General features: G+C 58.3%; 17 protein-coding genes. 6 read left to right on the forward strand and 11 right to left on the reverse strand.

Annotated features, from left to right (window positions below; translation table 11 throughout):
* Positions 1-14: 14 nt before the first annotated feature.
* A complete protein-coding gene (gene pepN / locus ACJ8M3_RS09395) occupies positions 15-2633 on the reverse strand; it encodes an aminopeptidase N (RefSeq protein WP_047572033.1) in 2619 nt (872 codons plus the stop codon).
* A gap of 336 nt (positions 2634-2969) precedes the next feature.
* Between pepN and ACJ8M3_RS09400 the strand changes: the two genes are divergently transcribed.
* From ACJ8M3_RS09400 to ACJ8M3_RS09420, 5 genes are all read left to right on the forward strand, one after another.
* Entirely contained in the window at positions 2970-4670 is a 1701-nt protein-coding gene (locus tag ACJ8M3_RS09400; protein ID WP_042784121.1) for a GGDEF domain-containing protein, read from the forward strand.
* 255 nt (positions 4671-4925) lie between these two features.
* The gene (gene pncB / locus ACJ8M3_RS09405; RefSeq protein WP_033642577.1) at positions 4926-6131 is read left to right on the forward strand and encodes a nicotinate phosphoribosyltransferase; all 1206 of its coding nucleotides are present in this window, start codon (positions 4926-4928) and stop codon (positions 6129-6131) included.
* A 217-nt stretch (positions 6132-6348) separates the two neighbouring features.
* The gene (asnS, locus tag ACJ8M3_RS09410; protein WP_089196852.1) at positions 6349-7749 is read left to right on the forward strand and encodes an asparagine--tRNA ligase; all 1401 of its coding nucleotides are present in this window, start codon (positions 6349-6351) and stop codon (positions 7747-7749) included.
* A gap of 301 nt (positions 7750-8050) precedes the next feature.
* Positions 8051-9175, forward strand: a complete 1125-nt coding sequence (gene ompC / locus ACJ8M3_RS09415) for a porin OmpC (RefSeq protein ID WP_046686781.1) — start codon at positions 8051-8053, stop codon at positions 9173-9175.
* Between the two features lie 245 nt (positions 9176-9420).
* Entirely contained in the window at positions 9421-10611 is a 1191-nt protein-coding gene (locus tag ACJ8M3_RS09420; RefSeq protein ID WP_033642574.1) for an amino acid aminotransferase, read from the forward strand.
* A gap of 74 nt (positions 10612-10685) precedes the next feature.
* Here the strand turns inward: ACJ8M3_RS09420 and ACJ8M3_RS09425 are convergent, their stop codons facing one another.
* The 7 genes from ACJ8M3_RS09425 to cmoM all read right to left on the reverse strand — a co-directional run bounded on the left by ACJ8M3_RS09425 (position 10686) and on the right by cmoM (position 21415).
* The gene (locus tag ACJ8M3_RS09425) at positions 10686-11333 is read right to left on the reverse strand and encodes an MBL fold metallo-hydrolase (RefSeq protein ID WP_033642573.1); all 648 of its coding nucleotides are present in this window, start codon (positions 11331-11333) and stop codon (positions 10686-10688) included.
* Positions 11334-11397: 64 nt separating this feature from the next.
* Positions 11398-11946 carry a YcbK family protein gene (locus ACJ8M3_RS09430; protein WP_004928217.1) on the reverse strand — a complete coding sequence of 183 codons (549 nt, stop codon included), beginning with the start codon at positions 11944-11946 and terminating at the stop codon, positions 11398-11400.
* A 180-nt stretch (positions 11947-12126) separates the two neighbouring features.
* Positions 12127-13935: a L,D-transpeptidase gene (gene ldtD / locus ACJ8M3_RS09435; RefSeq protein ID WP_072022477.1), complete on the reverse strand. Its 1809-nt coding sequence runs from the start codon at positions 13933-13935 to the stop codon at positions 12127-12129.
* Positions 13936-14156: 221 nt separating this feature from the next.
* Entirely contained in the window at positions 14157-18605 is a 4449-nt protein-coding gene (gene mukB / locus ACJ8M3_RS09440; protein ID WP_089196851.1) for a chromosome partition protein MukB, read from the reverse strand.
* A complete protein-coding gene (gene mukE / locus ACJ8M3_RS09445) occupies positions 18602-19330 on the reverse strand; it encodes a chromosome partition protein MukE (protein WP_004928226.1) in 729 nt (242 codons plus the stop codon). The genes mukB and mukE overlap by 4 nt, the downstream gene beginning before the upstream one ends.
* Entirely contained in the window at positions 19311-20633 is a 1323-nt protein-coding gene (mukF, locus tag ACJ8M3_RS09450) for a chromosome partition protein MukF (RefSeq protein WP_004928228.1), read from the reverse strand. Before mukF ends, mukE begins: the two co-directional genes overlap by 20 nt.
* Complete coding sequence (cmoM, locus tag ACJ8M3_RS09455; protein ID WP_033642570.1) at positions 20630-21415, reverse strand: tRNA uridine 5-oxyacetic acid(34) methyltransferase CmoM; 786 nt, start codon at positions 21413-21415, stop codon at positions 20630-20632. Before cmoM ends, mukF begins: the two co-directional genes overlap by 4 nt.
* A gap of 152 nt (positions 21416-21567) precedes the next feature.
* On the opposite strand from cmoM, the gene elyC reads away from it, so the two are divergent.
* Complete coding sequence (gene elyC, locus ACJ8M3_RS09460) at positions 21568-22341, forward strand: envelope biogenesis factor ElyC (protein WP_042784114.1); 774 nt, start codon at positions 21568-21570, stop codon at positions 22339-22341.
* 8 nt (positions 22342-22349) lie between these two features.
* Here elyC and ACJ8M3_RS09465 read toward each other — a convergent pair whose 3' ends face one another.
* The 3 genes from ACJ8M3_RS09465 to ACJ8M3_RS09475 all read right to left on the reverse strand — a co-directional run bounded on the left by ACJ8M3_RS09465 (position 22350) and on the right by ACJ8M3_RS09475 (position 24326).
* The gene (locus ACJ8M3_RS09465) at positions 22350-23246 is read right to left on the reverse strand and encodes a YcbJ family phosphotransferase (protein ID WP_047024941.1); all 897 of its coding nucleotides are present in this window, start codon (positions 23244-23246) and stop codon (positions 22350-22352) included.
* A gap of 151 nt (positions 23247-23397) precedes the next feature.
* Positions 23398-24147: a 3-deoxy-manno-octulosonate cytidylyltransferase gene (gene kdsB / locus ACJ8M3_RS09470; protein ID WP_033642567.1), complete on the reverse strand. Its 750-nt coding sequence runs from the start codon at positions 24145-24147 to the stop codon at positions 23398-23400.
* On the reverse strand, positions 24144-24326 hold the full coding sequence (locus ACJ8M3_RS09475) for a Trm112 family protein (RefSeq protein ID WP_004928237.1): 183 nt from the start codon (positions 24324-24326) through the stop codon (positions 24144-24146). Before ACJ8M3_RS09475 ends, kdsB begins: the two co-directional genes overlap by 4 nt.
* Between the last annotated feature and the right edge of the window lie 289 nt (positions 24327-24615).

A 24615-nucleotide genomic window follows, 5' to 3' on the forward strand; every position in this document is an offset into this window, starting at 1 on the left:
TCACGGTGAAAAGATTAGGCGTCGAGCGCCTTGCTGATCTTCTCGTACAGATCGCCGGACAGGTTTTCCAACCCTTTCAGCTGTTCCAACGCTTTGCGCATCAGCGCCTGGCGACCGGCGTCGTAACGCTTCAGGCGAATCAGCGGTTCGATCAGGCGCGCGGCGATCTGCGGGTTGCGCTGGTTGAGATCGCTGAGGATCTCCACCAAGAATTGATAACCGCTGCCATCCGCCGCATGGAACGCCGCCGGATTGCCTGAAGCGAAGCCGCCGATCAGCGAGCGGGTGCGGTTCGGGTTGCTCAGGCTGAACGAGCGGTGTTGCAGCAGCGCACGCACCTTGCTCAACACATCCGCCGATGGGCTGCTCCCCTGCAGCACGAACCATTTGTCCATCACCAGGCCATCCTGATGCCAGCGCTCGTCGAACGCCGCCAACAGCGCATCGCGACACGGCAACTGGGCCGCAACCGCAGCGGACAGCGCCGCCAGCGAGTCGGTCATGTTATCCGCCTGGCGATACTGTTCGCTCACCAGTTGGTCCGCCAGCGCCGCATCTTCGCCGAACGCCAGATAACCCAGGCACACATTGCGCAAGGCGCGCTTGGCGATGTCGGCGTGCTCCACGCGGTAGCCGTCGGTCTTGTTGGCGTGATACACCGCCAGCCACTCATCGGCCAACTCCCGCGCCAGGCAGCGAACGATCGCTTCGTGCACCGCGGCGATCGCTTCCGGATCGATGGTGGCGAACAGTTCAGCGATTTCGTTCTCCGACGGCAGCGTTAGGATCTGCGCCGCCAGCGCCGGATCCAGCGTCTCGTTCAGCAACACCGCACGGAACGCGTCGGCCACGTGCAGCGGCAGCGACAACGGCTGCTTCTGCTGGTGCCGCGCCACGTTCAGTTTGATGTAGGTCGCAAGCAGGCTCTGCGCCGCATCCCAACGCGCAAACTCATTGCGCGCGTGCTGCATCAGGAAGGTCAGTTGCTGATCGCTGTACGGATAATCCAGTTTCACCGGCGCAGAGAATTCACGCAGCAGCGACGGCACCGGCTTGTGCGCCACGCCGTCGAACACGAAGGTCTGCTCCGCTTCGGTGACGTTCAGCACGTTGTTGACCGGCAGGCCGCCCTTCTGCAGCGCGATGACGTTACCTTCGCTGTCGTACAGCTCGATATCCAGCGGGATATGCAGCGGCAACTTCTCAGGCTGATCGGCGGTCGGCGGGGTTTTCTGGCTGACATGCAGGCGATATTGCTGAGTTTCCGCATCGTACTCGTCGCGCACCGTCAACAGCGGCGTGCCGGACTGGCTATACCAACGGCGGAAGCGCGACAGATCCACGTTGGACGCGTCCTCCATCGCCTGTACGAAGTCATCGCAGGTGGCGGCGCTGCCGTCGTGGCGTTCGAAATAGAGCTGCATCCCTTTCTGGAAGTTCTCTTCCCCCAGCAGGGTGTGCATCATGCGGATCACTTCAGAACCTTTCTCATACACCGTCAGGGTGTAAAAGTTGTTCATCTCGATGACTTTATCCGGACGAATGGCATGCGCCATCGGGCTGGCGTCTTCGGCGAACTGCGCGCCGCGCATCACGCGCACGTTATCGATGCGGTTGACCGAACGCGAGCCCAGATCGGAACTGAACTCTTGATCGCGGAACACCGTCAGCCCCTCTTTCAGGCTGAGCTGGAACCAGTCGCGGCAGGTGACGCGGTTGCCGGTCCAGTTGTGGAAGTATTCGTGGCCAATCACTGCTTCGATGTTCAGGTAATCTTTGTCGGTGGCGGTTTCCGCCTTCGCCAACACGTATTTGGAGTTAAAGATATTTAACCCTTTGTTCTCCATCGCGCCCATATTGAAGAAATCGACCGCCACGATCATATAAATGTCGAGATCGTATTCCAGACCGAAGCGGGTCTCGTCCCACTTCATCGAGTTTTTCAACGAGGTCATCGCCCAGTCGGCGCGATCCAGGTTACCGCGATCGACAAACAGCTCCAGCGCGACCTTACGGCCGGAACGGGTGGTGAAACTGTCGCGCAGCACGTCGAAGTCCCCCGCCACCAACGCGAACAGGTAGCAAGGTTTCGGGAACGGATCCTGCCATTGCACCCAGTGGCGACCATCGGCCAATTCACCCTGGCCAATACGGTTGCCGTTCGACAGCAGGAACGGATAGCGCGCCTTGTCGGCCACGATGCGGGTGGTAAAGCGCGCCAGCACGTCCGGGCGATCCTGGTAATAGGTAATATGATGGAAGCCTTCGGCTTCGCATTGCGTGCACAGCGCATCGCCGGACAGATACAGCCCTTCCAGCGCGGTGTTTTTCGCCGGGTGAATATCGTTGACGATGGTCAGAGTGAATTGTGCCGGCAACGCTTCGACGATCAGCTGGTTATCCTGCTGACGATAGGCGCTCCACGGTTGACCGTCGACCTGAATGCTCACCAGCGTCAGATCCTCGCCATCCAGCACCAGCGGTGCGCCGGCTGCGCCCTGACGTTTGATTTTACTGACGGCGGTCACGCGCGTGGTTTCCGCGTCCAGACTGAAGTCCAAATCGATGTCGGTCGTGGTGTAATCGGGCGCGCGATAATCGTGGCGATATTTTGCCTGTGGCTGTTGTGTCATAAAAACCCTTAAACGTCTCAGTGAGTTATAGGTGCCAGGCCGCTCTTCTCCTCCGCGCCGTCGCTGGAGATTTCCCCTGCGGCGCTCGGCGAACCTGATTGTGAATAAACTGTATCACAGCTGGCTGAAAAGCCCAGATCCGCCGGGCAAGCGCGATAAAGAAATCAGAGGCAAATCATAGTTCACCCACCAGATGGCAGCGCGGGTGACCAATGGCTAAATAAAAATCAGCATTTAATGCTAAAAAACCGCCTTCGCGGCGCTCCGGCATTGTTGAGGCGGCACAGGCGGCATGATGGTATAATTGCCGAATCAGGCTCAGGGATGACTCGCACTATGAAAATCAAATACGCTATCTATTTTTTCACCCTGTGCCTGATGACCTCCTTCTCGCTGTTCATCGTCGAGGAACTGCTCGAAGCCCATACCGAGTACCGCGATAACCAGCTCAACCTGTATAAGATCGATCGCGCCAAAGAAATCTCCGAGGCCTTTCAGGCTTCGCTGCAGGCTCACCGTCTCAAACGCTTGAGCCTGATCGATCCGCAAATCACTCGCGCGCAGTGTCTGGCCGCCGATCGGGTGGCGCGCGAGAAAATCGCCCGGATCCGCGAGCATCTGAACGACACGGTCGCCAGGGAGCTGGGTGTGCGGCAAAAAATCGCCGCGCTGTCGATGATCGGCCTGATGGAACAGTTGCTGGATAACGACAACCTGCAGCTTTCGCAGGTCAACAACGCCAACGCCAACCTGTTCAATATCAACAGCGCCTACTACATCTCGCAAACCAGCAAGAGCTATTACCGCTACACCTACGATACCCGAATGGTGGATACCGACTCCTTTATGTTTCTCGAGGCCATTCGCCTCAACAACCGGCTGAATATGTCGCTGACGGAGTTAAGCGATCAGATTATCGACGTCAACGTCAGCCCACTCGATCGCAAAGACGCCTATCTGAAGTCCATTCAGTTGACCGGCGTCCTGAACGCGCTGAGCACCCGGTTGATCTTCATGAAGCTCAACTACGACGACGTGCAAACCACCAGCATCGTCAATCAGTTGCTCACCCAGGTGTCTACCGAACGCCTCAAGCAGATTACCGATGGGCTATACACCGCCATCAATACCCAAAAGCCCTATCCCGCCGCGCTGATCTCGCGCTATGTCGACGAGTTGAGCGGGCTTTCTCAGACGCTGTATCAACGCAGCTTCGAGCTGGAAACCGTCGCTTCGCGTCACAAGATTTATGACAGCCAGACCACCATTTACGGCATGATCGCGCTCGCCGGTCTGGGGGTGCTGCTGTTCATTTTGCCGGCGCTGGTGTTCTGCACCAACATCAACCGCTGGTTGACCAAAACCCACAACAATATCGTGCGGCTGTCGCGCGGCGAGATGAATATCGATCGCAACGACGCCTTCTACAGCCGGGAACTGATCGCCATCAGCGACGCCATTCAACAGCTCAGACAATATCAGTTGGACAAGGTCTCGCTGGAAAGCGAGAAACAGCTGCTGATTAAAGAGCTTGAGGCCTCTTCCTTCCTCGATCCGCTCACCAACATTTATAACCGCCGTAAATTCTTCCTCGAATGCCAGCTATTGGGCGACGGTAGCTACCCGCAGGCCTTTTGCCTGATCGATATCGACAACTTCAAACAGCTCAACGACAGCTACGGCCACGATGTCGGTGACCGGGCGCTGGTGGAATTCGGCCATCTGTTGCAACGCGCGTTTCGCGCCAGCGACATCTTCTGCCGCTACGGTGGCGAAGAGTTCGCGGTGCTGCTGGGCAACTGTTCGTTGGACAACGCGCGGGACATCATGGAGCAATTGCGCGCCCGCACCCATCGCCTGACGCTGAATCTGGCCGACGGGCGGCAAGTGCGTTTCACCACCAGCTGCGGCATTGCGCCGGTCAACGCGTTCACTGCGCTGCAGGCGGCGATCAAACAGGCGGACGAAGCGCTCTATTTTTGCAAAAAGAACGGCAAGGATCGGGTCAGCGTGCACACCCAGGCCGGGTTTATCTGATTTGTTGTTTAAAATAATTAACATTATAATTTTTATGACTAATTAGGCTAAGTCATTCACCTTACAGGCATATCTGGCTTTTTTCCCCCGCCGCCGTCGCCAGCCCGCCATAAAGGCACGTTTAATCCTCGACCCGCTTCGGTGATTTATGGTGTGATGCAGCTTCAATAACAGGATAATCCGGGTATACTCCACCCCCACTTTTATGATTATCCGGATTTGGACACGCGCCTGACGAGGATGCTGTAACGCGCTATGACTCAATACGCTTCCCCGATTTTGACATCACTGCTTGATACCGATGCTTACAAGCTTCATATGCAGCAAGCAGTGTTCCATCGCTATCCCGCGATCAGCGTGGCGGCGGAATTCCGCTGCCGCGGCGACGAACTGCTGGGCGAATATGCCGACGAGATCCGCGCGCAGGTCGCCCTGATGAGCCAGCTGGCGCTGACCGACGCCGAATTCGCTTACCTTTCGGGTCTGCCCTTCTTCCGTCAAGATTACCTGAGCTGGCTGCGCACGTTCCGATACGATCCGCAGCAGGTGACCATCGACAACCGCGACGGCAAGCTGCAAATCCGCATCGCCGGGCCGTGGCGTGAAGTGATCATGTGGGAAGTGCCGCTGCTGGCGGTGATCAGCGAAGTGGTGCACCGCCGGCGTTCTCCGCTGGCGACGCCGGAACAGGCGGTAGCCCACCTGCAAACCAAGTTGGCGCAGTTCAAGACGCTGGCGGGCGATTTGGATCTTTCACGCTTCAAGCTGATGGACTTCGGCACCCGTCGCCGTTTCTCCCAGGGCGTACAACAGGCCATCGTCAGCACCTTGCAGGCCGAATTCCCGTACCTGTCGGGCACCAGCAATTACGATCTGGCGCATCAGCTCGGCCTGGCGCCGGTCGGCACGCAGGCGCATGAATGGTTCCAGGCGCATCAGCAGATAAGCCCGGTGCTGGCCAACAGCCAGCGCGCCGCATTGCAGGCCTGGCTGGATGAATACCCCGATCAGCTTGGCATCGCGCTCACCGACTGCATTACCATGGATGCTTTCCTGCGCGACTTCGGCCCGCAGTTCGCCGAGCGTTATCAGGGGCTGCGCCACGATTCGGGCGATCCCGTCGAGTGGGGTGAGAAAGCCATTGCCCACTATCAGAAACTGGGCATCGACCCGATGAGCAAAACGCTGGTGTTCTCGGACAACCTGGATCTGGAAAAAGCGCTGGCGCTCTATCGCCACTTCTATCAGCGCATCAATCTCAGCTTCGGTATCGGCACGCGCCTGACCTGTGATATTCCGGGCGTTAAACCGTTGAATATCGTGATCAAGCTGGTCGAATGCAAAGGCAAACCGGTGGCTAAGCTCTCCGACAGCCCCGGCAAGACCATCTGCCAGGACCAGGCATTCGTGCGGGCCTTGCGCAAGGCCTTCGATCTGCCGCTGGTGAAGAAAGCCAGCTGAACCTTCTCTATATAGAGAGAAAGAAAGCCGGCCCGGTTTACGCGCCGGCTTTTTTGTTTTTATCCCGAACGCCCTCTTTTCAGTCAGCCGCGATAAATGTTGCGCCAATCCGATGATTTCTGCTTGTGCTCTGCACCGCGGCAAGTAACATAGCCATTACCCCCATATTCTTGGGTTGTAAGCTATTTCTAAACCAAATTATTAAAGAGAGAAATCTATGAGCGTAGTGCCTGTAGTCGACGTACTGCAAGGTCGTGCTGCGGTTGACAGTGAAGTCACCGTACGCGGCTGGGTACGTACCCGGAGAGATTCAAAAGCTGGTATCTCCTTCCTGGCCGTCTATGACGGTTCCTGCTTTGATCCGTTACAGGCCGTCGTTAATAATTCTCTGCCGAATTATCAGGATGAAGTGCTGCATCTGACCACCGGTTGTTCGGTTGAAGTCACCGGCAAAGTCGTCGCTTCACCGGGCGAAGGCCAGAGCTTCGAACTGCAGGCTACCGCAATCAAAGTGGTCGGCTGGGTCGACGATCCGGACACTTACCCGATGGCGGCCAAGCGCCACAGCATCGAATACCTGCGCGAAGTGGCTCACCTGCGCCCGCGCACCAACCTGATCGGCGCCGTGGCGCGCGTACGTCATACTCTGGCGCAGGCGATCCACCGCTTCTTCCATGAAAATGGGTATTTCTGGGTCTCTACTCCGCTGATCACCGCCTCCGATACCGAAGGCGCCGGCGAGATGTTCCGCGTGTCCACGCTGGATCTGGAAAACCTGCCGCGCACCGACAAAGGCACCGTCGATTTCAGCGAAGACTTCTTCGGTAAGGAAGCCTTCCTCACCGTTTCCGGCCAGCTGAACGGCGAAACCTACGCTTGCGCGCTGTCGAAGGTTTACACCTTCGGCCCAACCTTCCGCGCCGAAAACTCCAACACCAGCCGCCACCTGGCGGAGTTCTGGATGATCGAACCGGAAGTGGCCTTCGCTACGCTGGACGACGTCGCCGGCCTGGCCGAAAGCATGCTGAAGTATGTGTTCCAGGCGGTGCTGGATGAACGTGCCGACGATCTGAAATTCTTCGCCGAGCGCGTGGATAAAGACGCTATCGCTCGTCTGGAGCGCTTCGTGTCTTCCGATTTCGCCCAGGTGGACTACACCGAGGCCATTGAGATCCTGCTGGCCTCGGGCCAAACCTTCGAAAACCCGGTTTCCTGGGGCATCGATCTCTCTTCCGAGCATGAACGTTACCTGGCGGAGAAACACTTCCAGGCGCCGGTGGTGGTGAAAAACTACCCGAAAGACATCAAAGCGTTCTACATGCGCATGAACGAAGACGGCAAGACCGTCGCGGCCATGGACGTGCTGGCGCCGGGCATCGGCGAAATCATCGGTGGCTCGCAGCGTGAAGAACGCCTCGACGTGCTCGATCAGCGTCTGGAAGAGATGGGGCTGAATAAAGAAGACTACTGGTGGTATCGCGATCTGCGCCGCTACGGCACCGTGCCGCATTCCGGTTTCGGCCTGGGCTTTGAACGTTTAATCGCCTATGTCACCGGCGTGCAAAACGTGCGCGATGTGATTCCATTCCCGCGCACGCCGCGTAACGCAAGCTTCTAATTTATACGATCACACGTTTTTTAAACGATTTCGTTACAAAACAAAGGCCAGCATCGCTGGCCTTTCGCATTTTTTAATATTGACGCACGTCACAAAGTTCCCGAAAAATTACATTTGGTTACACATGTTTTCCTTTTGCAACCTGATTGGGACATTGGTATCATTTTCGTCCTAGATTAACCCGCCTGTGAATGGAACACTGCGTTCAGACACAGGACGACACCAATCTATCAACAATAGTTCCCAAAGAATTATTGGCGGCAGTGGCAAAGGTGTCCGAATAACACCAATGAGGGTAATAATGATGAAGCGCAACATTCTTGCAGTGGTAATCCCGGCTCTGTTGGCTGCTGGTGCAGCAAACGCAGCTGAAATCTACAACAAAGACGGCAACAAGCTGGATCTGTACGGCAAAGTTGACGGTCTGCACTACTTCTCCAAAGACAAAGGTAATGACGGCGATCAGACCTATGTTCGTTTCGGCTTCAAAGGTGAAACCCAGATTACTGACCAACTGACCGGTTACGGCCAGTGGGAATACAACGTTCAGTCCAACCACGCCGAATCTCAGGGCACCGAAGGCACCAAAACCCGTCTGGGCTTCGCCGGTCTGAAATTCGCTGACTACGGCTCCTTCGACTACGGCCGTAACTACGGCGTACTGTACGACGTGGAAGGCTGGACCGATATGCTGCCAGAGTTCGGTGGTGATACTTACACCTACTCCGACAACTTCATGACCGGCCGTACCAACGGCGTTGCGACCTATCGTAACAACAACTTCTTCGGTCTGGTTGACGGTCTGAACTTCGCTCTGCAATACCAGGGCAAAAACCAGAACGACGGCCGTGACGTCAAAAAACAAAACGGCGACGGCTGGGGCATTTCCTCTACTTATGACATCGGCGAAGGCGTAAGCTTCGGCGCTGCATACGCTTCTTCCAACCGTACCGACGACCAGAAACTGCGTTCCAACGAGCGTGGCGACAAGGCTGACGCATGGACCGTGGGCGCGAAATATGACGCCAACAACGTCTACCTGGCGGCAATGTATGCAGAAACCCGTAACATGACTCCGTTCGGTGGCGGTAACTTCACCAACACTTGCGCAGCGACTGAAAACTGCGGCGGCTTCGCTAGCAAAACTCAGAACTTCGAAGTGACTGCTCAGTATCAGTTCGACTTCGGTCTGCGCCCAGAAGTGTCTTACCTGCAGTCTAAGGGTAAAAACCTGAACGTCCCAGGCGTGGGTTCTGACCAAGATCTGGTTAAATATGTTTCTGTTGGCACCACTTACTACTTCAACAAAAACATGTCCACCTACGTTGATTACAAAATCAACCTGCTGGATGACAACGACTTCACCAAAGCAACCGGCATCGCAACTGACGATATCGTAGGCGTTGGTCTGGTATACCAGTTCTAAGTTGTCTCGCTTATCGGCGGTTCACCGTCGACTAAGTTAAAAAAACAGGGCTTCGGCCCTGTTTTTGTTTGTATCAGCCGGTAACTTTTTATCCTGCCGATTCCCCCTTCCCCATCATTTTTTCTGTCGAATCCTTCACGTTCATAAGATCGCGGTGTTTTTATCGCAAACGGTTGGCAAAGCCGATAACTGGCGCTACCCTGATGCTTCTGTCTGCTTAACTCCGAGATTTGGAAGCACCTGACATGTTTGAAAAAATCACCGCCGCACCCGCCGACCCGATCCTGGGCCTGACCGACATTTTCCGCGCCGACGCCCGCCCGAATAAAATCAATTTAGGCATTGGCGTTTATAAAGACGAAACCGGTAAAACCCCGGTGCTGACCAGCGTAAAGAAAGCTGAACAGTATCTGTTGGAAAATGAGACCACCAAAAACTATCTCGGCATTGAGGGCATCCCGGCGTTCGCCAGCTGCACGCAAGAGCTGCTGTTCGGTAAAGAGAGCCCGATCGTCGCCGATCGCCGCGCGCGCACCGCACAGACGCCTGGCGGCACCGGCGGCCTGCGCGTGGCGGCAGACTTTATCGCCAACCAGACCAGCGCCAAACGCATCTGGATCAGCAACCCAAGCTGGCCGAACCACAAGAACGTCTTTAGCGCCGTGGGCCTGGAAGTGCTGGAATACGCCTACTATGACGCCGCCAACCACGCGTTGGATTTTGACGGCCTGCTGAACAGCCTGAAACAGGCGCAGGCCGGCGATGTCGTGCTGTTCCACGGCTGCTGCCATAACCCGACCGGTATCGATCCAACGCCGGAACAGTGGGCGCAGCTGGCTGAACTTTCCGTCGCCAACGGGTGGTTGCCGCTGTTCGACTTCGCTTATCAGGGCTTCGCCAACGGCCTGGAAGAAGATGCGCAGGGCCTGCGTATTTTCGCCGCCAAACATAAAGAACTGATCGTCGCCAGTTCCTATTCGAAAAACTTCGGTCTGTACAATGAACGCGTCGGCGCTTGCACTATTGTAGCCGCCGATGCCGAAACCGCCGATCGCGCCTTCAGCCAGGTGAAAGCGGCCATTCGCGCCAACTACTCCAACCCGCCGTCACACGGCGCCGCCGTTGTCGCCACTATTCTGGGCAACGATGCGCTGCGCGCGATGTGGGAACAAGAGCTGACCGATATGCGCCAACGCATTCACCGCATGCGTCAGCTGTTTGTGAACACCCTGCAGGAGAAAGGCGCGCAGCAGGACTTCAGCTTCATCATCCAGCAGAACGGCATGTTCTCGTTCAGCGGCCTGACCAAAGAGCAGGTGCTGCGTCTGCGTGAAGAGTTTGGCGTTTACGCTGTGAACTCGGGTCGGGTGAACGTGGCGGGCATGACGCCGGACAATATGGCGCCGCTGTGTGAAGCCATCGTCGCCGTGCTCTAAGCGCGTCGGCGAAAGCCACCAGTTTGAAGGGGCGCGCTATGCGCCCCTTAATTATTTCTGCCGGGAAATGATCGTTACCACACCGCCGGCTCTTCGCGCAGGAACGGGTTGGTCTGGCGCTCGTGACCGAAGGTCGACATTGGACCGTGGCCGGGAATAAAGCGCATGTCGTCGCCTAACGGCAACAGCTTGGTGCGAATAGAGGCGATCAGCGCCTGATGGTCACCGCGCGGGAAGTCGCTGCGCCCCACGCCGCCGTTAAACAGCACATCACCCACCAGCGCCAAACGCGCCTGCTCATTGATAAAGACGATGTGGCCCGGTGTGTGCCCAGGACAATGCAACACCTTGAGCTTCATCTCGCCCACCTGCATCTCATCGCCTTCCGACAACCAACGGGTCGGGGTCAGCGGCGCACACTCTTCCAGCCCGAACATCCGGCTCTGCGCCGGCAAACCATCCAGCCAAAAAGCGTCCTCTTTATCCGGGCCGTAAATCGGCACCTGATAATGTTCCGCCAGCTCCGCCGCCGCGCCGACGTGATCCAAATGGCCGTGCGTCAGCAAAATCTGCGTGATTGTCACACCCTGCTTCGCCACTTCCGCTTTGATTTTTTCCGCTTCGCCGCCGGGATCGACCAACGCCGCCTGCTGCGTGTTTTCACACCAGATCAGGCTGCAATTCTGGCTAAAAGCGGTAACGGGAATAAGATGGTATTTCATAAGGCTCCAACGACAATAACGCCGCCTCCGCAAGGAGCGGCGTTATTCACTGAGGGCACCGCGATTACCAGCTCCGAACCGGGCCGGTATCGATGTGCACGAAGTTGCTACGTGGGTAATATCCTACACCACCAGCGCGCATTTTTAACGCCGCTTTACGGATATTACTCAATTGGATACCTTCAATATGGAAATCCATCGCCTGGCCCTTGGTATGGTAGCTGTGCTTGGCCACACCACGGCTGTGCGCGCGCAATTCGTTGTTGGTATCTACGGAACGGTAACCGGAGATCAGCTGCACCGGCTTGCTGGTACCCAGCAGCCCCTGCAGGCGATAGAGGTGATCAAACAAACTGGGATCGATCGATTTAACCTTGTTGGCGCGATAATCGCGGAACAGATGATTTAGCCGAACCAACTCTTCTTTATTGTAGCCTTTGCCGTCAAAGAACTCGGCTTTAATAGATTCACCGGTATTCAGGTTATTCAACACTAAAATACGCGGTCGAGCGGTGGAAAGACTGGCAAACGCCTGCCCAGGGAGCAGCGCTATGCCCATAGCTGCGCCGCCTAGCGCCAGCCATTTACGGCGATGATGATCAATTTTGTCCATGACTCTGTTAAACCCGGCAAGAATGTCAAAATAAATGCACAAAGCAGCGCACTGTCCGAACCATAACCGCCTGCGTATGCTGAGTCAACCCGCGATACGCCTAGGTTTACAGGCCCCCAGGTAAGAGGGCCTGCGGTATAGCCAAACATTCTGACCGTTATTTATTTATAATTACTGCATTTACTGCATTAATTTTTTGGCCTGAGCCAAAATTTGTGCGCCCGATCTCACCGTATTATCATAATTGTAAATATCTGTACGGAATTGCGGTTGGCCGTCATCCGAAACCCAGGCGGTCAGATAATACAGTTTTACGGGAATACGCTGGCGAATATTCACATAAGTAGTATTCCCTTCTTTCAGCGTGGAGGAAACGCGGCTATTGTTCCAGCCGGCATCCTGCAGCAGCATATTTGCCAAATCGGAAGCCTTGTTCACCCGCACGCAGCCGGAGCTGAGCGCGCGAATGTCTTTCTGGAACAGGCTGTGGTTCGGGGTATCGTGCAGGTAGATCGCGTCCGAACTCGGCATATTGAACTTGAAACGCCCCAGCGAGTTGGTGGCACCCGGCGCCTGGCGCACACGATACGGGAAGTTGCGCGCAGAGACCATGCTCCAGTCGATCATCGCCGGGTTGATCACCTCCGCATCGTTGCTCCAGCCCGACAGCACGGTATAGCCGTGTTTCTGGAAATAGTTACCGTCGCGCATCGCCTTCGGCACGATATCCTCACGCACCAGCGTAGTCGGTACGTTCCAAGGCGGGTTGACCACCACGTTGTTCAACGCGCTGCTCATCAGCGGTGTCTTGCGGCTCGGCCGCCCGACGATAACGCGGGAGGACAACACTTCGTTGCCGTTCTGGTAGTAGGTCAGCGAGTAGTTGGGAATATTCACCATAATGCCGGTGCCGACATGCCCCGGTAAAATTCGCAGACGTTGGATATTCAGCGCCAGCAGCGCGGCGCGGGTTTTCGGTGACACGTTGAGCCACTCGCGAGTGCGCACGCCGATCACGCCGTCCGCCGTCAGCCCCTGCCATTTCTGGAAACGTTTGACGCCCTCCACCAGCTCGTTGGTGTAGAGGTTGTCGCTCACCACGCTGCCGACCTGCGGCGGCGTCTGTTCAGCGGTCAACTCCGTCACTGGCGCCGCCGACGGACTGACCGTCACACGCCCCTTCTCTTCGTCTACCGTCAGCCCGCCGTCATCAGGCTCATTGCTCTTCGCCGAGACTACCGCCGGCTCCGGCTCGGCCTCCGGTGCCGAAGCGGCCAACATGCCGGTGCGCGTCAGGATCTCACGCAGCGCAGGAATATCGTTGCTCATTTGTCCTGGGCGCAGGCTCGGGCCGCTGCCCACCTGCGGCCAGGGGCGGTTATCCGCCAGCATATCGCGCAGCGCCTGATGCATCTTGGCGTATTGCGGGTGCTGCGGCGCGAGCGAATTCACGTAACTCAGCGTGCGCGCCTGACGCACCGCCAGCTGCCATTGGTTGATCACCGCAGTGGGCGGCAAGCTAAGCTTGTAGGGAATATTGCTGTACAGCCAACTGGTGCCGTTGGCGCCGATAGCGGACACGAACTGCAAATAGCCCAGCATCGCATCGGACAGCACCACATCGCGGCCTACGTCATTGAGCGCCGGATTGGTCAACATCTTCACCCATTGGGTGAACTGCGGCTGCACGCCGGACATCGCCAGCTCGGCCAGCTGCTGTTGAAACTGCTGAACGGCCTCGCGATCCTGCCACATCGGCTGCATATGATTCGCCGCATACAGCGGCGCCAGCGTGGAAAGGTAGTGCAGATCCATGCCGCGCGGCAACGCGGCCAGCAGTTCAGAACGGCTCTGCGCAACGGACATGCCTGCTGATGCCACCGGTAACGCCGTTACGGTGGCCAATGCGGAAAACGACGACACAAGACTACAGGCGATAGCGCCACTCAGCGCCAAACGTCGTAGAGAGTTTCCCTTTTTAAGCAACATCCCTTGCCCCCTGTATGCTCACAAAAAAAACGTCAAAAAACTGCATATAGCTTCAGTATACAAACAGAAAGGCCGTTTCGCCCTGCGGACGTCGAATTACTGTTTATCTGATTAAACTAACCGCTTTTCAACGGATAAAAAAGCAGGACTATCATCCACGCGCACAAAAAAATAGCCACCCTGCGGCGGCTATTTTCAGATTTTTAGGGCGTTTTTCTGCGTTACGGCGTTTCGACCGGCGCAGTGCCCAGCGCCGGCGGCTCGCTGGCGAAACCGCGCAGCCCCACCACGTGCACATGCTCGTGGTTCTGGAACACCTTACGCACCAGTTTATAGGTGGTGCCCTTCTCAGGACTGATGTTTTCCGGCGCCGCGATAATCAGCTGCATCTCCAGACGGTCACATAACTCGAACAGCGTGGCGATCGATTTGGCATCCAGACGCGCCGCTTCATCGAGGAACAGCAAGCGACATGGCGAGATGTCTTTACCGCGCAGGCGGCGGGATTCTTCTTCCCAGCTCTGCACCACCATCACCAGAATTGACATCCCGGTACCGATGGCTTCGCCGGTAGACAAGGCGCCGCTTTCCGCACGCAGCCAGCCGTCGGAGCCACGGTACACTTCCACTTCCATCTCCAGGTAGTTGCGGTAGTCCAGCAACTCCTCACCGATGGTCTGCGGCGTGCGCTGCCCCATATCGATCTGCGGATTCAGACGCTGATACAGCTTGGCCAACGCTTCGGAGAAGGTCAGGCGGTTGCTGTTGAACAGATCCTGATGCTGTTCCTGCTGCTCGGAGAGCACGTCCAGCAGGGTGGCATGCGCTTCGCGCACGTTGACGTTCAGACGGACGCTCTTCACCTGGCCGAAAGCAACGGCCTGCAACCCCTGGTTCAGCATGCGAATGCGGTTCTGCTCGCGCTGAATGGTTTTGCGAATGATGTTGGCCACGCTTTTCGAACTGATCGCCAGCTTCTGCTCGCGCGCGGTCAGTTCTTCGGTCAGACGGCCCAGCTCAATCTCCATCTGCTCGATGGCCTCGACCGGATCGTCGGTACGGATGATGTCCTGGCGGATACGTTCGCGCAGGTGTTGGTACACCGCGATATAGAACTGAATCTTACGCTCTGGCCGCTTCGGATCTTCCGACAGACGCAGCACGTCGCGCAGGTGTTCGTTGTCCGCCACCGCCAGACGCAGCGCGCCGAGCGCCTTATCCGACATCGAGCGCAGCTCGTCGCCATCCATATACGCCAGTTCGCGGCGATGCAGGCGGCGTTCCACGCCGTTGTCTTTCACCAGACGCATCACCGCGCACCAGCCCGCCTTGGCGGTCACCACCTGCTCGCGCAGCTGATGGTAGTCGCGTTCCAGCTTGCGCAGTTTCTTCTGCAGGCCATCCATTTCGGCTTCGCAGAAGGTCAGCTGTTTCTCCAACTGATTACGGCGAGCGCGGTTGTTGCTCAGCGCCGCATGCAGCTCGTCGCGGCGCTGACGCGCGCGCGCTTCCGCGTTGGCGTCGGCCTGCACGCCGATATCCACCAGCTCCTGGCTCAGCTCTTTCAGCATGTCGCGCTTGGCGTCATACGAGCTTTTCAGCGAGGCCAGCACCTGGCTGTATTGGGTGAACTGGGTTTGATATTGACGCAGCTGCTCACGGGCGCGGGCGCGTTCGGCTTCCGCCTGTTCCAGACGCTGGCGCAGCTTGTCGTTGAGATCGTTGTTGGCATTCTGCATGCCGGCGGAGTCGGTATAGCTGAAGTGCGCGCGACGCTGCACCACCTCTGTCAACGCGAACGCCTGCTGTTTGGCCTGACGCTGCACGCTTTGCGCCTGCGCGTAGTCCTGCTGCAGCTGTTCATGCTGCTGCGGATCGCTCTGCAGCACCGACAGCAGCGGCTCCAGTTTGGTCAGCGACACCCCGTGCTGTTGAATGTGGCGCGCGGCGTCCTGCGCTTCTTCCAGCTCTTCACGGATCTCGTCGACGCGATCCTGCAGCGTTTCATCGTTCAGCAACGACACCAGCGGCATCAGGCGGTTGAGCGCGGAAATGCCCTCTTTGGCCTGCTCGTACTGCTGGCGCTGCTGCTGATTCTGCGCTTCGTGATTGTTCAGCGCACGCTCGATCTCGCCGCGACGGGCGTTCAGATTGCGGATCTCCGCTTCCGGGTCAGCGTCGAACGCCACCGCCAGATGGGTGCCGATAAAGCGGCTGAAGGCCTGATGCGAACGCTGGGTTTTCTGCACGTCGAACGACAGCGTGGCATAGCGCTCCGCCAGCGTTTCACGCTCGGCATGCAGCACTTCCAGACGGTTTTCGCGCGCCGCGCGGCCGAACAACGGCACTTCCGGGTAGCGGGAATAACGCCACTGGCGATCGGCGATCTTCACCACCACCGCTTTGTCCTGCTCTTCGACGGCGAATACGCTGTCATCGAACGACTGCGGATCCCCTTCGATCAGGTAAAGATCTTCCGGGCAATCTTCCAGCCCTTCCAGCATCTCGCGCACCAGCGACAGATCCGGCACCACGATGGCGTGGCGCGAAGGGCCGTACAGCGCCGAGAAGTAAGGCGCGTCGTCGATGGTGACGTCATCGTAAATTTCCGACAGCAACACGCCGCCGAAACGTTCGGCCAAGGTGACCAGGCGTTGATCTTCCGCGCCGCCCGGCTGGCTGAGACGTTCGATCTGCGCTTCCACTTCGCGCTTGCGGGCCGCCACTTCGTCGCGCTCGACGGTGGTTTCACGCTCGCGCTCCAGCAGCTGCTGCATGTATTCGGTCACCTGCTGGCTGTTTTCCAGCGGCTCTCCGCTCTGATCGCTGAGCTGGCTCAGGGCGTCCTGCGCCGCCAGCCACACCGGTGCGCGCGCCGTCAGCTCACGGATGCGCTGCTGGATCTGCTCCAGCTCCTGGCGCATCTCCATGCGGCGTTCACCGGCTTCGCTGACGTTCTGCGACAGCGCTTCCAGGCGCTCTTCCAGCTCCTGCTGCAGCATGTCGAGATCGTCCGGCTGGTACTCCTGACCATGGCGTTTGCAAAATTCTTGCAGCAGCCGCTCGGCGTCCTGCTGCGAGCGCAGGCGCTGTTCCAGTTCGCTCAGGCGCAGTCGCAGCGGCTGAACGCGCTCGGCGAGGTGTTGCTGCGAAGGCCAGTCGCGCAGCAATTCGCGCGCGCACTGCCAGGCTTCGCTGCGGCTGACCTGGCCGGCGATTTTACCCACCAGCTGATAGGCCTGCTCGAACTGGCCGTGCGCGGCGTCGGCCACGCTCAGCTTTTGCTCCAGCATCAGCAGCGCTTCGGTCGCCTCCTGCTCACGAGCCTGGAAGGTGTCCAGCCACTGTTCGGCGTTGTCGGCGGTCAGGTCCGGCAGTTGGCACAGCGCGCGCGCGCGCTCCAACGCCTGCAGCGCCTGTTGGTACTGAATGGCGCGGGTCTGCTGCACGTCAAGCGCCTGCTGGTAGTCGGCCAGCTGGCTCTTCAGCTCGTCCACTTCCAGCTCGGCCGCTTCGGCGCGCGCTTCGTTCTCGGCCTGCTGCTCGCTCGCCTCGGCCACCACTTCGTTCTGCTCTTCCAGACGGTAGGTCAGCTCTTCCAGATCGGCTTCATAGCGTTCGATCTTCTCCTGCTGACGCATCGCCGTCTGCACCAGGTTCAGGTGGTCGCTGGCGGCCTGGTAATCGGTTTCCAGATCGGATTCGGCGCCGCTCTGCTCGCTCAGCTCACGCGCCATTTCCACATGGCGATACTGTTCGGCGGCCAGCTGCTTGCGGCTGCCCAACAGATCGCTGCGCAACGCCAGCGCGCCGTCCAGGTGGATGCGGCGTTCGTTGGCGTGGCGCATATAGTCCGCCGCCACATAGGAGGTGGCCTCGGAGATCAAATGCTTGAACAGGTCGCGATCCGACTGGGTAACGCGGATCGCTTCCAGCGTCATGCGGTTTTCGCGCAGCGCCGCTTCCATGTCCTGGAACGCCTTGCGCACGCCGCTGTTTTCCGGCAACAGGTAGTCGCGCAGCGAGCGGGTGATGGCGCTGGAGATGCCGCCGTACAGCGACGCTTCAATCAGACGATAGAATTTGCTGCGATCGGCGGACGAACGCAGGCGTTTCGGGATCACGCCCAGATCGAACATCAGCGAGTGGTAATCGGTGATCGAGTTGAACTGCTTGAACTGCACGCCTTCCATCTCTTCCACGCGCTCTTTCAACTCTTGCAGCGACAGCACGCGCGCCTGGCGCTCACCCACGGTCTGGGTCAGCAATTCAGTCGGCTGTACCGCGGTCGGCAGGCCCTGGATGGTGAAAGGTTTGATATCGACCTTGCGATCGCGTCCCGCCACCTGCTGCAGACGCACCCCAACCACCACGCGCTGGTGGCGCGAGTTGACGACGTCGAGGGTGGAGTAACATACGCCGGCGCGCAGCTTGCCGTGCAGGCCCTTGTCGCGCGAACCGCTGGTGGCGCCCGCTTCGGTGGTGTTACGGAAGTGCAGCAGCGTCAGATCGGGGATCAGTGCGGTGACGAAGGCCGCCATGGTGGTGGATTTCCCCGCCCCGTTCCCGCCGGACAGCGTGGTCACCAGCTCATCGAGATCAAAGGTGCGGGCAAAGAAGCCGTTCCAGTTAACCAGCGTCAGCGAGCGAAATTTACCGCGTTCAATCATTCCTGTTCATCCTCTGCACCGTCAGGAGCGTTATCAACCTGCTGATCCTCAGCGTCATTCTCATCGTTAAGCGACAGGCTGGTTTCAACCGGCATCGCCTCGCCGTCGCGAATCATGCGCAGCTGCGCTTCACGCGGATCGTCGCCGCTGCGCACGTCGGCGCCGAAGCGGAACACCGCCTCGGTAATGCGGAACTTGCTGCTGTCATTGCCCATGAAATAGACCATGCCGAGGCGGCGCAGGCGGTTGAGCGAGGTGCGCACCTTCTCGTGCAGCTTCTGCCGATCGAGATCCGAACCGGTGGAGCGCTGGTTGACGAACTTGAGCAGCTTGTTCTCATCCGCCAGGCTCAGCAGTTCATCGTACAGCTCCTGATGGCTGAAAATGCCTTCGTGCGCCAGGCGCTCGGGGCTGAGATACAGGTAACACAAGATCTTGCCGACCATCATATCCAGCTCGGACAGCACCGAACGCGGGATCAGCGTGGTGGAGCGCGGGCGCAAATAGAAGAAACCTTCCGGCGCCCGAATCAGCTCGACGCTGTAACGGTTGTAAAACTCTTCCAGCTCATCCTGGAAATCCATTAAAAAGGCGTGGTTGTCCAGCTCATCGATACCGATGTGACGACCCGCGCGCAGTTGGCTGTCCAGCGCCGGGAACAGCGAGTTGGACAACGCTTTGGCCAGCTTGACTGGCATTACTTGTTCAATATTTGTCGATGACATGGGCCTGGACCTTGGCTCCGTAATCATTGATTGCCTGCCATTCCGCCGGCAACCCTGAGAAATCTGCTTCAGCCACACCGAGGCGCACTGCCTGGTCGACCACTAAACGTGCCACGTCGAAATGACGCGCACGCGGATATTGCGCCAGGTAATCGCGCATCACCGCTGCAAGGTTGAGCGGCATCTGCTGTTCCTGGTACACCTTCAACGCCTCTTCGATCATCGCCGCCAGCTGTTCGCGAATCTCGCTGAACTCTTCGAACTCCAGATCCGGCGGCAGTTCCCCGGTCACTTCCTCGCTGCGCAGCGCCAGTTCTTCGTCGCGCATGTCCAGCAGACGATCGGCATTGGCATGAGTCAGCGCCCACGGGTGGTCGAAATAGGTTTGCACCGACTGGCGCAGGCGTTGGGCGAACACGCGGTTTTTATCCATATCGATAGCGGTACGGATAAATTTGTGCACGTGACGATCGTAGCCGATCCACAGGTCGATCGCCTGCTGGCCCCAGCTGATGATGCGATCCAGCTTGCTCTGCAGATCGAACACCAGCTTGTCGACGAAGCCGAGCTCCACGTTGCCGAGGGTTGCGTCCTGGATGCGCAGCAGATTGGCCTGCAGCTTGTCGCCCGCCGCATCCAGCGTATCCTGCAGTTCGCGCAGGGTGCCTGAGGTTTCCGACAGCAGCATTTCGCAGCTGGAGATCGCCGCCCGCCAGTCTTTGCTCAGCAGCGCCGCGATGTCGTTTTTCACGCTCTGCTGCTGCTCGTCCATCACGCGTTGCGTCATGTCGATGCTGTCGAAGATTTCCGCCACCGAATATTTCAACGGCGCGAACACGTTGCGGTGCCAATGGAAATCGTCGCCGCCCTCGTCGGCGGCATCGGCGGCGCGCTTCAGTTCCTGCGCCACGATCGACAGCTGCATCGACAGACGCAGCGTGGAGAATTCGCGTTGGCGAATATAGTAATCGGTAATGCCGATACCCAGCGGCGTCAGGCGGTAAATCGCGTTACCGTCCGCCAGTTCGCTGGTAAAGCGGTTCAACAGGCGCTGGCGCACCATGTCGTTGATCGCATTGTTGGCGCGCATCGCCACCGTTTCATGCGTCTGTTCAAAACCCTTGCTGACATGGCGAAATGCATCAACCAGCTCACCTTCGCTCATCTCGCCGTCCAGCCGTTCGCCATTCAGGGTGGCGATAGCGAGCAGAAATGCGAGACGCTCCGTAGGGAGCGAAATAGAGAAATCATTTTTCCGTGCCCAGGCGACCAGTTCGGGTACTGTCTGGGAAAATTCACTCATAGTTCGTCCTTCAGGTTTGGTTTATGCGCCATGACGTGAATATAGCGCCCCAAACTCACGTACGGCTCCTGCCGGCAATAGTGCTGTTCAAGCGCCAGTAACTCTTCAAATTTTTGGGTTTGCAGCTGTCTGCTCTGCAGATAGTCGTGGAACACCCGCACGCCGGTTTTGCCGCTGATGCGCATGCCCAGCTGTTCCAGCCAGCCGTAGACCAATAGCGGATCGTGCGGATATTGCGGCGACAGCGAACGCTTGCGGCGCCGTCTGACCTCGGGATCCACCAATTGGAAGTTACCCAACACCACGTTACGCATCAAGAGACCGTTGGCGTTGAAGAACATCAGCGACAGCGCGCCGCCCGGCGTCAGACAATCGCACAACGCCTGCAGCGCCGCCACGGGTTCAGCGATCCATTCAAGCACTGCATGAAACAATATCAGATCAACCGGCTGTTCCAAATGTTGAGCGATATCCTGCGCAGAACTTTGTACGAATTGCATGTTCTGGCTCACACCTTTCTGCTCCGCCAGCTGCGCGGCGCGCTGGATCATCTCACCAGAAAGATCGCACAACAACACCTGATGTCCTAATTCTGCCAGTTGGCAAGCCATATGGCCTTCACCGCCCCCGGCATCAAGGATGCGCAGCGGCCGCTGCGGCAACTGGGCCAGCAGCCCGGTCAGATCCTGCCAAACCACCGCCTGGCGGATTTTTCCTTTCGTGGTGCCGTAAATATTACGCGCAAATTTTTCAGCAATATCGTCAAAATTACGATCCTGCATGGACAACGGCTCCGCTGATCTCAGTCTTGTCGGCGGCAAAGCGCACGCCCATTCAAACCTGCTATTTTGGCACAGACTGGCTTAGAATGTATCTTCTTGCGGCCTGTTTATGCCTGGATGCCGTTTTTTCACTCAAAAGGATCTGATTTTCGATGCTGTTCAACCTGAAAAAGTTCTTTGGTGCTCTGCTGATGCCGCTGCCGCTGTTGATGCTGCTGATGGGGCTGGCGCTGCTGCTGCTGTGGTTCACCCGCTGGCAAAAAAGCGGTAAGACGATTTTCACGCTGAGCTGGCTGTTTTTACTGCTTTTCAGCCTGCAACCGGTGGCCGACCGCCTGCTGCGGCCGATCGAAGCCGAATACCAGACATATCGCGGCAACGATGCGGTCAGCTACATCGTGGTGTTGGGCGGAGGCTATACCTACAATCCCGACTGGGCACCCAGCTCGAACCTGCTCGGCAACAGTCTGCCGCGCGTGACGGAGGGCGTGCGGCTCTATCTGGCGCACCCTGGCGCCAGGATGGTGTTTACCGGCGCGCCCGGCGGACGCATGCAGAGCAACGCCGCCACGGCAGCGCTGGTAGCGGAAAGCCTGGGCGTGCCGCGCAGCGACATGGTGATCCTGGGGGAACCGCGCGATACCGAGGAAGAAGCCGCTCAGGTAGCCAAGTTGGTCGGCGAACACCCCTTCCTTCTGGTGACTTCCGCCAACCATCTGCCGCGCGCCATGCGTTTCTTCGAGGCTAAGGGCCTGCACCCGATCCCGGCCCCGGCCAACCAATTGGCGATCGACTCGCCGCTGAATATCTGGGATCGCGCCACGCCGTCGTCCATGTTCCTCGGCCATACCGAGCGCGCCTGGTATGAAACGCTGGGCAGTCTGTGGCAGCGGCTGAAAGGCGCGGATAGCGCCGGCGCCGAGTAAGGCCCCGTTCAACCGGCCAGCCAGGGCAGCAGCTGTTGCGACGCATAGTCGAACAGCTGCCGCTCCAGCTTGCCGGTATGGATCAAACGCCCTACCGCTTCCCACACCACGTACAGCCAGCGCCGCGCCAGGAAAGCGTCGGCGACCGGCGCCCGCTGCAGATAGCTGAACAACAGTTGGCTGGGCATGCCCGCTTCACAGAGGCGGAAAAGATCGTATTCGCGCGGCGCCCACAGCACCACACCGGGATTAAGCATCGCCAACAGCTGATCGCTTTTGGGATCTTTCAACATGCTGCGCAGCGACAGGTTACCGTGCACCAGGACGCAGGGATCGTCGAAACCGACGAAGAAATGGGTCAGCGCTTCGCGCGTGCGATACAGCAAACGCCGATCTGCCATGGTCAGCTGCGGGGTAGTGAGATTGACCACCGTCGCCCACAGCACTTCGACCCGCTGTTGATACCAGCAAAACCAGTCATTCTCCTGCGTACTGTCAACGGTGCCGACGCTGCCATGGCTGTCGATGCGGTGCCAGGCCAACATCCCGTCAACGATCTGCTCCATTAACATGTTCCAGCGATCCGGCGAACGCGTTGGCGCTTCGGCCGACACGCCGCGCAGACGCTCGATCAGCAGGATTTCCGTATACGGCGCCTGGTGGGTGCATACCACGCCGTACACCGTGGGCAGGCGGATATCCCCGTCGCGCGCCAGCATCGACAGCTTGTACGCCTCCTGCTGGGCGATGCCCTGGCAGATAAAACTTTTCGCCATCAGCGGGATAGCGTTGCCCTGGCGATCGTACAGTGAATACATGTGCGCATAAGGCTGCTCGCTCACCCGCTCCAGCCGGCTGACGGACTCACCCAGCACGATGCTCAGTTCGGCGCGTAACTGCTCCATAAGGCATTCACCTCAGGCTAATAAGGAGGTATGCGTAACATCATCGAACGGTGAGCGGAAAAATTCTTCAACGCAGATCAACAAAACGGGGATCAATAATGGGAGGTATTGCATCGTCGGCGCGTTGCGCGCCGCGCCGACGAAATCAGGCTCAGGGTTGAATGCTGTCGCGCACGCGCTGGAGATCTTCCGGCGTATCGACCCCCACGCTCGGGACCGCTTTCGCGACCGCCACGTGGATTTTTTCACCGTACCACAGCACGCGCAGCTGTTCCAACAGCTCGATCTGCTCCAACTGGCTCGGCGCCCAGCTGACGTAGCGGCGCACGAAACCGGCGCGGTACGCATAGATGCCGATGTGGCGCAGCAGGCTGTCGCCGATGCTCTCCTTCGATGCGGCGAAACGCTCGCGATCCCAGGGAATGGTGGCGCGCGAGAAGTAGAGCGCGTAGCCCTGCGCGTCCATCACGACCTTCACCGCATTGGGGTTGAATGCCTCTTCGGCGCTGTCGATCGGCACCGCCAACGTCGCCATGCCGGCCTGGCTGCCCGCCAGGTTTTCCGCCACCTGCCGCACGATAACGGGTGGGATCAGCGGCTCATCGCCCTGCACGTTAACGATGATCTGGTCGTCGGCAAAGCCGTAGTGCGCGATCACTTCCGCCAAACGCTCGGTGCCGGAATGGTGATCCGGGCTGGTCATGCACACTTCGCCGCCGGCGGCTTCTACCGCTTTGGCGACTTCAGGGTGATCGGTCGCCACGATGACCCGGCTGGCGCCGGACTCACGGGCGCGTTCCATCACGTGCACCACCATCGGCTTGCCGTGAATATCGGCCAGCGGTTTGCCCGGCAAACGGGTTGAGGCGTAGCGGGCGGGAATAATAGCGATAAAACTCATGCGTGCTTCTCGTCCAGCGACAGCGCACGCGCTTCATTTTCCAACAGCACCGGAATGCCGTCGCGCAGCGGGTAAGCCAACCCGTCCGCTTTGCACACCAGCTCCTGGTTTTCTTTATTGAAATAGAGTTTGCCGTTGCATACCGGGCAGGCAACGATTTCGAGTAAACGGTGGTCCATGCATCCTCCGCAAGGGGATAGGTCATCTGGGAAGGCTGTGAGGATAGCATAACGCCCGGCCTCAGGTTAATCATCGGCGGCACCAAGCCGCCGATATTTCCTCATGGCGCCCGCGCAACGGCTTGAACTGCGGCGCCACACGGCGTAGAATTTTGTGATTAAAATCACAAAAAAGACCGTAATACGTGATCAAACGTCTGCATAAAATCATCGCTCTGTTCGCTAACTTCAGCCACTGAGCCCCCTTTGTAACGAGCGGCGCTTAACTTCGTTTTACCCCACCGACGGC

This window comes from Serratia sp. CY55921, assembly GCF_052167655.1.
GTDB classification, from domain to species: Bacteria; Pseudomonadota; Gammaproteobacteria; order Enterobacterales; family Enterobacteriaceae; genus Serratia; species Serratia ureilytica.